The following is a 12,222-nucleotide window of genomic DNA, read 5'->3' as shown; positions in this document are numbered from 1 at the left end:
GAGCTACAAAAATAGCCTGTCAACAAATTTTCATTTTTGTTTGGTGCTGAGCTAAACAACTTAATCGATTGTATTACGTATTATCATGCAACTTAAAACTATATTTCGCTTACTGGGTTTTCTTTTAATGATGTTTAGCATAAGTATGCTAACTCCATTACTTATTAATCTTATCTTTCATGAACAATTTTGGCTTCCTTTTGTCGCTGCCTTTACCTGTACATTTAGTATTGGCGCTTTCTTTGCTTTTCTATTTAGGCATGAAAATCATGAATTAAAAATACGTGACGGCTTCTTAATTGTCGTTTTATTTTGGTTTGTTTTATGTTTTTTTGCCTCTCTGCCTTTCGTTTTTGCTCTAAAAGGCCATCATATTACCGACGCAGTCTTTGAATCAGTATCAGGTTTTACGACCACAGGAGCAAGTATTATTCCTAATCTTGATGGCTTGCCAAATGCGCTTTTATTTTATAGACAACAATTACAATTTTTAGGTGGTATGGGTATTGTTGTGTTGGCGGTAGCTATCTTACCTATGTTAGGCGTGGGTGGTATGCAGCTTTATAAAGCAGAAACGCCAGGGCCACTTAAAGACAGTAAATTAACTCCCCGAATAGCACAAACAGCAAAAGCCCTTTGGTCCATTTACTTATTATTAACCCTCATATGTATGTTTTGTTACTGGCTAGCAGGTATGAACTGGTTTGATGCACTAGGAGAAAGTTTTGCTACTGTCTCAACAGGCGGCTTTTCTATGCATGATACTAGTTTTGCTTATTATCATAGCGAAAGTATTGAATTAGTCGCTTGCTTTTTTATGCTATTAGGCGGTACTAATTTTGCTCTTCATTTCATTGCCTTTAGAAAAAAAACTATATCTCATTATTGGCAAGATGAAGAATTTCGCTGTTACCTGGCTTTTCTTTTATTAGCTACTTTAATTGTCACTTTAAGTTTAGTGATGTATGGTTTTTTTAGTGCCAGTCATCATACCTTAATTAAAAGTTTATTTAATATAATATCGCTTGCCACAACTACAGGCTTTCTTTCAGAGCCTTTCAGTCATTGGCCAACCTTTGTGCCTTTATTAATTATTTTACTTGCCTTAATTGGTGGATGTGCTGCCTCTACAAGCGGAGGTATTAAAGTTATTCGTGCTTTATTGCTGTTTAAACAAAGTAAGCGAGAAATGGCGCGTTTAGTTCATCCAAATGCTGTTTTTACTATTAAATTTGGTAAACATGCGTTATCAGAGTCTGTTTTACAATCGATGTGGGGCTTTATTTCTGTTTTTATTGCCTTATTTTGGACACTGGTTATTCTTTTAATGGCCCTAGGTAATGACTTTGTGACCTCTTTTTCAGCTGTCATCGCAAGTCTTGCCAATGCTGGAGCAGGAATTGGAACTATTAGCTCCAATTTTGCTTTATTAAACTTACCAAGTAAATGGGTATTAATTTTTGCTATGTTAGCGGGTAGATTAGAAATATTCTCTCTACTTATTCTTTTCTCACGTCATTTCTGGGAAAAGTAATTACTCTTTAAAAGAATATATTTAATAAACTTTTGGTAGATACCTAATGAAATATAATAGTATTTGATAAGTTTTATATTAGGTGTAAATATTTATTCGATCATTCCTTACGTGCTATATCAAAAAAATTACACCCTGCTTTAAATTAAAAATTTGCCGATTATGCAAGAACTTTAATATTAATATCGATTTTCAAGTTGATATAATTTCTGGGCATACCCCAAAATACCTTTATTATTCTGCATCTCGGGGTTTTCTTATATCTGTAACCTTAAATGCTTCTACATACCTAAATATGAATTTGAATCGATAATGGCATCATGAGTTGTACATACTGATTCATCAGTAGCTCTTACAACGGGAAACCCATCACAGTTTTCAATAAAACTATTATCAACTAAGTTCTTTGGAATATAAACAGAATTGACGCTGGTACGTTCGTGTTCTCTATTTTCTCTTTTACAGTAGAAGCTATATCTACACATTGCTGTGGGAGACGGATCCTTATCGGCTATAGAGGGTTCAACTTTAACATGACAAGTCTTTGTATAAGAGCCTCGTGGTGGTATACAGTTAGCCTGACTTGGAGTTACATAGGTGGCTAACAGAAATAATGAAAATACAGTTGTCAATTGAGAATTAGAATCCCTATCTCGATCATGATTTAATAATAAGCTTAATTCGTTTTGCTTCGCTGCTTTATTATAGCGAGGTTTTTGTTGGGGTCTATGTACGAATAACTGCGACCTCTTATTATGAGGCATAATATCTCCTTGTTTATTAAAAGATTTTTATTCTTTAATTTATAATATCCAATTGTGCCAAGGCATATTATCTAAGAAATGTATGAGGTTCAATATAGCCGATAACAAGAATATTAATGATATTAATCCGAAGCAACATCAATTATTGATAGTGGCATTTTGCGCTTGATTAATGATTTCTTCATTCACTATGCCATCAACTATTTTATAAGCGTCACTTGTATCTAACCAATTAAATTAAAATGATAATTTTTGTAGACAAAAACAGGGCAAGGTAATATAAATTAGGCTACCTTGTTTCAATTATATGAAAGCCGTTTAATTAATATAATTTTTAATGGCAAGCACATTAATTGAAATTGATGTAATGGAGTTAAACTAATGCCTGCTCATGCTAATTTGATATCAGATCTTAAAAAAATAACCACAAGTAAATCATTTGATCGCGTCTTTAAATACATAAATAAAAAAAATTATACTAAAGCCTTATTACTGCTATGTCAGAAATGTAAAAATAGTGATGAAACTCGCTTGCGTCTAGTTAAAGCGCTATTAAATTATAAAACTGAGCTAAGTATTGATATCAATAAACAAGATGTTCTAGGTAAGTCACCTATTCTTTACGCTCTACAGCATCAAAATAGTCATTTGTTTACTTTATTAAAAAATGCTGGAGCCAATATAGAGCAAAAATTAAGTGATGGGTTTACCATTCTTGATAAACACCGCTACAATGTAGTACAAAAAATCTTAAATAATTCTGAAGCGAAATTTAAAGAAAAACTAACCAATCTTGATACTCTCTTTAATAAGTTACCTACTAAGAATAATTTTAAAACAGATAATGAAAATGCCCGCTATGATCAACAAAGACTTGAATTTATTTTAGCATCTATCAACCATTTATTAACCTACCATAATATGGCGTCAGACCGGCGTATTCCTGTAGCGTTTACACCCGATGCCATTGAGGCTAATGTCGTCTTTGATTTTACTTTAGTGCAAGCACGTAATCATTTAGAAAAAATTTCTTTAACGATTCGTAATTTGTCAGGTGAATTTCGTGAACGATATAAAAAACTTTTTGGACCAGCGCCCTTTACTTGGTTTACATTTGAGCAATTTGGTGGCCTAGTAAGAATTAAAGATGATAATCGGTATATTTTTTTACCTATCCCGGTGTCTTTAAATCAACCGCTTGAAAATCACCCTGATGTTTTTTTAAGACTATATAATGAATTTGAGGATATGGAAGAATTCGTTGAAAATGCCGTGCCATCTATAATTAGTATGGATTTACCTATCCTAAAAGATTTCTTCGAGAAAATTTTAATTAATCACTCGCAAAGTCAGAATAATCCTATTTCATCTATTTCGTTAACCGCTATTAAAGCCTTTACAAGTCATTTAGGTGATAACTTAACATTACTCAATTTACTTAACTTATTTAATTATTCTGAGCATGAAGCATCTAATCTTTATGAAAAGAAACAGCTTTCCGATAGGCTTTCATTCTTAGTTAATATTCCGCCAGAAAAAGGTAAAGAATATAGGCAGCGTTTTGACTTAACTAAAAAATCTGGCCGACATGCTGCCTTACGTCGTCTGCAAGCAATAGGAGAACTTTGTACCGGTAAAAAACTTTCTAAAGATATTACGGAACTTGATAATACTATTGATTGGAATGCATTTGTTACGGTAAGAGACGGCTTGTGTCATCCTGATGAACGAGATAATAAATATAAAATCGATTTACTACTTACCAATTTGCCTCGCTTAGAAAAAATTGTTGGTGAAGAATTTAGTGACTTTCAGAAAAAATTAACACAAATTGTTAAAGCACGTGAAGTGGAAATTGGCCGATATGAGCATGATTCGGGAAAACGGTGGCTACAAATCTTAGAACGTTATGTTAAAGCAACTTCTGTAGTAGCGAAAGAATCTCCAAAAGAAGAAGTAACGAGACGTGTACCAGAAACCGAGGAACAATTGTTTCTTGAAGCACTTATTGAGAAGAATGCGCCACAAGAAATTATAGTAGAATGTCATAATATTTTTGCAGGTGAAATTCCAATTCCCGATAAAAGAAGACAAGGCGAGCTTCTACGTTATTTACCTACCCGCGCAGAAAATAAAGAGCGTTATAAAAGCCTTACAGCCATTTTTCCAAAAAGTGATGCTATTAAAACTACGGAAGAAGAAAGAAATCGCAAGCGTCGAGAGTTAGAAGAGCAAGCTAAGCAAAAAGAATTAGAAAAGGAAAATAAATTTCTTTTCTTTCCTACCTTAAGAGAATTAGCACGTTTTTTTAAGCAAGATCCAATCGCGGCGCATCAACTTAATCCAATCAAACGAATTTATGCAGCCATTGAAGCACTTAATAACATTGAGGAATTTCTTTTTGAAGAAGGTTATCTACTAAAAGAACATCCCTATAAAACGCTTGAAGAGTGGGATCGTTATCACTTATCGCATGGCCGTAAAAAATTAGCTCAACAACTAGAGCTTAACCGACAACTCAATGATGCCCTGGAGTATAATGCAGGTCACCTTTTACAACATTTAGATAGAATTCAACATTACCCTGAAGCCAAATTTTGCAAATATTTAAATGAAGATTACGAAGCTATTCGTACTTTGCGCAATTATATTGAGCATGGCGATCCTCTAAACGACCCAGTCGGCTATGACCTAAAACGCTATGAAAAAGGTGAGCTTCGCCAGCATACTATTTTAAAAGTTATTATTGAATTAGTGTTTAATTTAAACCCTGCCCTACATCAAATTGCAGAATTACTCAAACAAGCAGAAGTAATAGAAAATCCTAAGGAAGAAGTTGCAACTATAAGTGATAATGAAAAGCAATTAAAAACGAATAATGTTTCTTCATATTCAAGCTCCAATACTAATTATGCGCTCCAATTTTTTAGTAAAACACCCGATGATTCTAACAATACTTCTGCAAAGACTAATGTAGCAACGCTTCAATAAAGCAGGTGTTTACGATTCACCAAGGCTTAAGGATATTTTTGAATCTTGGTGAATGGATTAATTTGAGCGCAGGTTGTGCGAAAATGATAGTGAGAAAACGCAGCATACATTAGTATGTGAGGCTTTCGAACCGTTATTTTCGCGCAAGATGCGCCAAATTTAGCCATTCGGTGTGAGCTCCTGAACGCTCACTTGAGTTTCCAGCGCTTGTGTAACCACATCCACTGCTCCGGGCGGGCTAAAATAATGCGCTCTAAGGCTTGATTGTACTTTAAAGTATTTTGATAGATTGCCTCTTGCGTACTTGGGTAATCCTGCCAAAAAATTGGTTCGTGAAATTCAAGTACATGTCGTCCATTGGGTAGGCGATAGCCTGCTGCTGGAACAACGGGCACCCCTGTATGCCGAGCCAAACTTGCTAGACTGCGATAAGTTCCTGCTTTCTTACCAAAGAATTCAACCGCAATACCATCACGATTTTTTAATGAGGCGTGTTGATCTAAAACAAAAATGACTGCATGATTTTGCTCTAAAGCATTACAAACTTGCTCAAGGGAATTCTTTTTCGGAATAACATTTAAGCCTGCCTGATAATAACGACGAAATAAAATGCGTTCTATCATTTTATTTCCTAACGTGCGTCTTATAAAATGAAATTGTCCCTGAAATTGTTTAAAATTTAAAATACCCCCCAGTGGCGCAAATTCCCAGTTACCGAAATGCCCTGTTAATACTAGAACACCTTGACCTTTGGCAACAACTTCTAACATCCGTTCATAACCACGTACTTCAACGCGTTCTTTTAATGCTTTCTCCGACATAAACCGCAGTTGAATAGTTTCTTTAATTGATGTAGCTAGATGAGAATAAAAAGCTTTAGCTAGATGCTTTTTTTGCGCATCATTTAATTGTGTGCCAAAAACTTGGTTAATATTATTCATAATCACAGAGCGACGATAGGGCAATAACCTATAAATTAAACGTCCACTAAGTGAAATCGGTAGTTTATGAATATCTGCAATACTAGACACAAGATTTAATCACCAAACAAGCATTCATACTTGCAAACCCACGATTAATCATTACAGCAATATGATTTTTGTTTTGCATAACCCGATGCTCTTTACTTATATTTAAATTATTACAATTTACAGCTGGCGTAGAAAAATTGGCAATACCTGGTATTATGCTTTTATTTAATGAGTAGGTAGTTAATACAGCATCAATTAATCCTGACGCACATAATGTATGTCCCATCGCCCATTTAAAAGCAGTCACAGGAACTGAATAGTTATTAAACACACTTTGAATAGCTTGTGCCTCGGTATCATCCGATTTAATATTTCCATTGCCATGTGCCACAATCAAATCAATATCAGTTGGTGTCAAAGCTAAGTTATCTAAAGTTTTAGCAAGTAAATTAGCTAAAGGTTCGCCATCGCTTGCTAGAGAAAACAATCCAGCTGCCTCAGTAGCAGCACGACCGCCTAAAACCTCGCCATAGCATCTTGCACCGCGGGCTTGTACACTTGCCTGACTTTCCAAGATAAAAGCTGCTGCGCCTTCAGCTAGCAATGTCCCATCATGCTCTTTATCGAAAGGCTTTAAGTGCCTTTTACTAATAACGCCTAACTTGTCATAATAAAATAAGGCTTGTGGTTCAACGCCCATATCGTAAGCAACTACGACTGCACGTTCAGCAAAACCGCTTTTAATAGCATGAAAAGCTTCAAGTATAGCCTGAGTCCCACCAACTGCATGATTTGTAATGTTATGATTAGGGCCTTTAAAGCCATAAGTAATTCCCGTATAGGCTAAAACATTATTAGGCAAAATACGCAGTAACCACATAGGATGAACTTCAGAAAATAAATTCTCAGCAAATTGGCGCATATTGCCTTTTGTTTTAGCTAAAAGAGGTAAAAAATCATATTGCTGAAAATATTTATTTCCGGGTGAGCCGACATAAACTGCAGTATTTTCATTAAAAATATCAGCGTTTGGCAAACTGTCCCGATACATTAATAGTTGACTATCTTCAACAGCTTTGACTGCGGCGTGGATTCCCATGACATCTTGGCGCGAAATAACTTTAATTAATTTTCGATCGGGTAAAAGACGGGCTGGATTAAAATTTTTTAATTCACCACCCAATGAGCTAGGCCAAGAAGAAATATCCCAATTGTTAATTTGGTCTAAACCACTTTTTCCTTCTAAAATAGCTTCCCAATTTGACTGCGCCGTATCACCACAAGCCGTTAAAGCACTTAGTCCTGTAATAAAAACACGATTGTTACATTCATTGCTCATTTAAGTCATCCTCTTAATTCAGGGTGCTTAAACAGCAAACAGCTATTAGAGCCACCAAACCCAAATGAATTAGACAGTACAACACCTAAGGACTTCTCACGAGGTCCATCAATAACATAATCAAGATCACAATCTGGATCAGGTGTTGTTAAATTAGCTGTAGGAGGAATTTGCTGGCGCTCAATTGATAATACAGCTAAGGCTGCCTCTAACGCGCCTGCTGCAGCAATTAAATGACCCGTTTGGCTTTTCGTTGAGCTTACTGGCAATTTATAGGCTTTTTCACCAAAAACAGCCTTAATGGCATTGGTTTCACTTAAGTCATTCATTTTGGTCGAGGTACCATGAGCATTAATATAATCTACATCACTCGCTTCTACTCCGGCGTCATACAAAGCACGTTCTATAGCTTGAATTGCCCCATCACCATTAGGGTGAGAATCGGTAATACGATAAGAACTTAATGAATTTCCCTCACCAGCTAATTCTGCATAAATCTTGGCACCTCGGGCACGCGCCTTTTCCCACTCTTCAAGGATTAGAAAAGCAGCGCCTTCACCTAAAACAAAACCATTGCGGGTTTTATCAAAGGGCCGGCTTGCTGAAGCAGGCGTGTCATTGTATGTAGATAAAGCACCTAACAAACAAAAACTCGACAGCCCTAATGGATTGATCATAGAGTCAAACCCACCAGCTAGAATAAAATCTGCTTCACCTCGCCTAATAACCTGCATTGCAAGTCCCAAAGCCTGTCCGCCTGAAGCACAAGCCGTATGCACTGAAGATGCATAGCCACGAATATTAAAGTGCTGAATGAGAAGTGCTAAACCAGAATTAGAAGTTGTCTTACCAAAATCAGTTAACTTATAAAAATCAGCTGTTTCTTGTTGTAGTAAATTCCAATCAATGTCACCAGTTAAAGCACATGTTTGTTGAAAACGATGTAAATAATCAAATTCAGCTGTCATCATTCCACTGCCAGCTACAACACCCCAACGCTCAGCATCAACTGCTGAAGGTTTGATACCAGCATCACAGAATGCTTGCTCTGCAGCCTCTAGTGCAAAACTCGTAAAATGCATGGCAAAACGGTTATGTTTACTCTTATGATAAGTCGGCTGAAAAGGCTTCACCTCAGCGGCAATGTAAGTAGGAAAGGCTGATGCATCAAACTGCTGGATTGGTGCAATGCCCGACTGACCTGCTAATAAATTTTGCCAGGTAGTTTCAGTATTATGGCCTAAAGGCGAGACAACACCTAAACCAGTTATTGCAACTCTTCGTTTATTCATACGAAATACCCTTTGCAGTCATAATGACATCTAAAATACAAACTCGTTTACTTTCAACTTCGCTACGAAATCTTAAAATTAGCTGCTGCTCATCTTGTTGCACAAGAGAGACGTAACAATATAATATATCACCTGGATAAACAAATTCACTCATCTTTATCTTACGTAACTCTCTGACTTGGAAATTAGAAGTAAAATCTGCTTCCTGTAAAAATAAATGAGCTAACTGTAATTTACATTCTAATAATACCGTCATAGGTAAAACTGGTTTATGAGGAAAATGATCAGGAAAGTAAGGCGCGCTACGACTAATTCTTTTGACTGCTACCATGGATACACCTGGTTCATGCTGAATGATTTTGTCAAAGGACAAGTTAATAAGGCGTATACTTTCTTGTTTAACAGGTTCTTTAAGGTCTAACCACGATAATTCTTGATATGCTGACCAATCTGCAGGACGATAAATTTCATTAAATTGCTGCTGAATTTCTTCATTAGAAATGAATTGATGCATAGGTAGTAAGGGCCCTAACGCACCTTCAACAGTAAAAATAACCTCACTTCCAATGCGGGCAATACTATGGTACTGCACCGCTTGTTCATCAAGCGAATCAATTATAGATTCTAATAAAATCGTCTCACCAAGATAGGCTTGTCGATACAGCCGAGCAGAAGCAACAATGCCAGCAACCGGACGTGCAGTAAAATCATTAGTAAACATCACATTCCAGGCAGCCAGCTGTCCTAAAGTCTCACCAATTAGAGAAGCAGCAAAATAATACTGCCCTTGCTCATTTTTGCATAAATAGTTATCATCCTCGGTGACATGCTTAATACCTCTTATTAAGCTCCCTGGAACAAGTTCTACTATGCGATCAACAAATAAAAAGCGCATCAGGCAACAGATTCTTCACAAGTTTTTTTAGTATTTACAGCATTAACTACTAACTTACAAAAAGTCTCAACTGTAAAAAGCATAGGAATCTCATTTACTTTTAAATTAGGTTTAAAATAATCTTCAGGCACTTCAGTTAAATAATTCTTTAGTGCTTGCATACCTTGCTCTGTTAAGACACCACCTTTCTCGAACTCATCTTCTGCAAGTGAACCACGAGCATTTTTTTCAAGCTGACCACGCGGAATTTTAATACCAAATTCTTTTTCTAATTGAAAAACCAAATCAAGAAAATCGATTGACTCAGCACCTAAATCAGCAATTAATCGACTGTTTAGATTAATTTCATCTTCATCAATAACAAGTACATCAGCGATAATTTCCCTTACCTTAGGGTAAACGCTTTCTACATTCATTTTAGATCCTCAGAATTCTCGATGGTAAATTTAAGGAGTATATCATAAAGTTTTAATCTCGAGCTATGCGTTATAGCCTAGGTTTTATAATATAGATTGGGCTTTGATCCAACATCGTATGGCTATTGTTGGGCCAGGGCCCAACCTACATCACTTAACCTACTTGACTATAACCTGCATCAACAACTAACGTATGTGCGTTAATCATTTTAGCTTCAGGCAAGCATAAAAGATAGATAGCATTGGCTACATCTTCTGGTGTTAAAGGTCGAGAAGCTAAAGAGCGCGATTGAGACTCATCAAGCAATTGCTCGCGATTAGGAAAATACTTCAGTGCATCCGTGTCAACGACTCCAGCAGAAACAGTATTAACCCGAATATCAAATGGTGCTAATTCTAGACTAAGTGAGCGCACTAATGCTTCTAATGCAGCTTTTGAGGCACCAATAAAAGCATAATTAGGAATTGCTCGATGTGCACCTAAGCTAGATAAAGCAATAACAGCGCTACCTTTAGGCATTAAGTCTTTTCCCGCCTGCACTAAATGATTTAAAGCCAAAGCATTAGTTTCAAGGCACCAGCGCCAGTGTTTAGTTGACATTTTTAATGCAGACTTAAGAACACCACTGGCAGCATTACTAATTAAAAAGTCTAATTGAGTAAATGTATTACGAAACTCTGTAAAAAGGTCTTTAACCGATTGCGAGTCAGCAACATTAGCTTGAATAGCTACTGCCTTGCGTCCAAGTTCATTAATTTCAGCAGTTAACTGTATAGCTTCGCTAGAACTGTTGTAATACACAATAGCAATATCACTACCTGCCTTCGCTAGTTTTAGTGCTGTAGCACGACCTATGCCGCGCGCACCACCGGTAATTAAGGCAACTTTATTGTTAAAAACTAGACTCATACTGGCGTCCTAAGTTTAAATAAATGACCACAAAGCTACCGGCAATATTATTAACTGTCAACGTTCAAGTTATGTGTAGTTTAAAGTAGTTTATTTAAAGTTTAAATTTTTAAGCAGGTTCGCGATAACTTGCTGAAAGTCCGCCATCGACTATCAAATCAGTTCCGGTAATATAAGCTGCTTCATCACTCGCCAGAAAACAAGCTGCCTTTGCAATATCTAGTGGCTTACCAATTCGACCTAAAGGAACTAAATCTTGTCTTTTATTAAGATAATTAGGATCTTCGCTAATTCGCTTGGCAAAAATAGGTGTCTCGATATAACCTGGTGAAAGGCTATTGACTCGAATCCCACGAGAAGCAAGATCAAAAGCAAAGCTTTTGGCTAATTGTATTACTGCAGATTTAGTCGATGAATACACACTATGATTAGGTAACGTTACATGAGCCGCAACCGATGCAATCAATATAATAGCTGCACCATCCTTTAAATAAGGAAGTGCATAATGGACAGTAAAATAAGCTCCTTTATAGTTTATATCGACCATTTGATCAAAATCAGCTTCCGTTATATCAACGACAGAAATACGTGTGCCAACACCAGCGTTAGCAACTAAAATATCTATTTTGCCAAATGTTTTTTCTGTTTCCTGAAATAAATGAATTAAGTCTTGAGGCTTCGTCACATCACCAGTAATAGTGAGTATTTCTGGATGAATTTCTTTTAATCTAGCTAAATCTTGTTTGTTGCGTGCAAAAGCTACAACTTGAGCACCTTCATGTAAAAAATGCTCAACAAGTCCTTGGCCAATACCCTTATTTCCACCTGTTATAACTGCTACTTTTCTATCTAATCGCATAACATTTTCCTTTAAATATTAAGAAATTTTAGCAGTATAAAAATAAGGTATCTTAATAACAATAAAAAATAGAAAAGCAAATTAGCGTTTAACAGTTACACCGTTAAAAATTTCTAGCATTTTAAATTAAAATTTATAGGAATAATTTAATACATTATGTTTATTTTTAGACGAAAGTCAGCCCTTAAGATAATACCTTTTCTGAGCATAATTTACCTATAATCTCCTAGATTAAGCATTATAAAAGAAAA

Annotated in this window: 10 protein-coding genes; 2 read left to right on the top strand and 8 right to left on the bottom strand. The window is 36.0% G+C overall.

All coding sequences use genetic code 11. From position 1 onward, the window contains the following. The first annotated feature begins 127 nt into the window (after positions 1-127). Positions 128-1,534 (top strand): TrkH family potassium uptake protein, encoded by a 1,407-nt coding sequence (locus ACNVED_RS01730; protein WP_419420042.1) that lies wholly within the window; start codon positions 128-130, stop codon positions 1,532-1,534. Positions 1,535-1,815: 281 nt separating this feature from the next. Here ACNVED_RS01730 and ACNVED_RS01725 read toward each other — a convergent pair whose 3' ends face one another. Continuing rightward, positions 1,816-2,298 (bottom strand): hypothetical protein, encoded by a 483-nt coding sequence (locus ACNVED_RS01725; RefSeq protein ID WP_419420041.1) that lies wholly within the window; start codon positions 2,296-2,298, stop codon positions 1,816-1,818. Positions 2,299-2,679: 381 nt separating this feature from the next. Between ACNVED_RS01725 and ACNVED_RS01720 the strand changes: the two genes are divergently transcribed. Then, positions 2,680-5,289 (top strand): hypothetical protein, encoded by a 2,610-nt coding sequence (locus ACNVED_RS01720; RefSeq protein ID WP_419420040.1) that lies wholly within the window; start codon positions 2,680-2,682, stop codon positions 5,287-5,289. A 188-nt stretch (positions 5,290-5,477) separates the two neighbouring features. On the opposite strand, the gene ACNVED_RS01715 is transcribed toward ACNVED_RS01720, so the two are convergent. The 7 genes from ACNVED_RS01715 to ACNVED_RS01685 all read right to left on the bottom strand — a co-directional run bounded on the left by ACNVED_RS01715 (position 5,478) and on the right by ACNVED_RS01685 (position 11,971). Next, on the bottom strand, positions 5,478-6,320 hold the full coding sequence (locus tag ACNVED_RS01715) for a lysophospholipid acyltransferase family protein (protein WP_419420039.1): 843 nt from the start codon (positions 6,318-6,320) through the stop codon (positions 5,478-5,480). Beyond that, the gene (locus ACNVED_RS01710; protein WP_419420038.1) at positions 6,313-7,599 is read right to left on the bottom strand and encodes a beta-ketoacyl-[acyl-carrier-protein] synthase family protein; all 1,287 of its coding nucleotides are present in this window, start codon (positions 7,597-7,599) and stop codon (positions 6,313-6,315) included. The genes ACNVED_RS01715 and ACNVED_RS01710 overlap by 8 nt, the downstream gene beginning before the upstream one ends. 5 nt (positions 7,600-7,604) lie before the next feature. Then, entirely contained in the window at positions 7,605-8,891 is a 1,287-nt protein-coding gene (locus tag ACNVED_RS01705) for a beta-ketoacyl-[acyl-carrier-protein] synthase family protein (RefSeq protein WP_419420037.1), read from the bottom strand. Continuing rightward, complete coding sequence (locus ACNVED_RS01700; RefSeq protein WP_419420036.1) at positions 8,884-9,786, bottom strand: hydroxymyristoyl-ACP dehydratase; 903 nt, start codon at positions 9,784-9,786, stop codon at positions 8,884-8,886. The genes ACNVED_RS01705 and ACNVED_RS01700 overlap by 8 nt, the downstream gene beginning before the upstream one ends. Continuing rightward, complete coding sequence (locus tag ACNVED_RS01695) at positions 9,786-10,202, bottom strand: acyl carrier protein (protein WP_419420035.1); 417 nt, start codon at positions 10,200-10,202, stop codon at positions 9,786-9,788. Before ACNVED_RS01695 ends, ACNVED_RS01700 begins: the two co-directional genes overlap by 1 nt. A gap of 154 nt (positions 10,203-10,356) precedes the next feature. Then, positions 10,357-11,112: an enoyl-[acyl-carrier-protein] reductase FabL gene (fabL, locus tag ACNVED_RS01690; protein ID WP_419420034.1), complete on the bottom strand. Its 756-nt coding sequence runs from the start codon at positions 11,110-11,112 to the stop codon at positions 10,357-10,359. Positions 11,113-11,221: 109 nt separating this feature from the next. Further along, on the bottom strand, positions 11,222-11,971 hold the full coding sequence (locus ACNVED_RS01685; protein WP_419420033.1) for an SDR family NAD(P)-dependent oxidoreductase: 750 nt from the start codon (positions 11,969-11,971) through the stop codon (positions 11,222-11,224). Between the last annotated feature and the right edge of the window lie 251 nt (positions 11,972-12,222).

Origin of the sequence: Legionella sp. D16C41 (assembly GCF_048541585.1) — a bacterium.
GTDB lineage: Bacteria > Pseudomonadota > Gammaproteobacteria > Legionellales > Legionellaceae > Legionella_C.
Note: the sequence above shows the minus strand (reverse complement) of the source record. Positions and strands in the feature narration are given on the sequence as shown.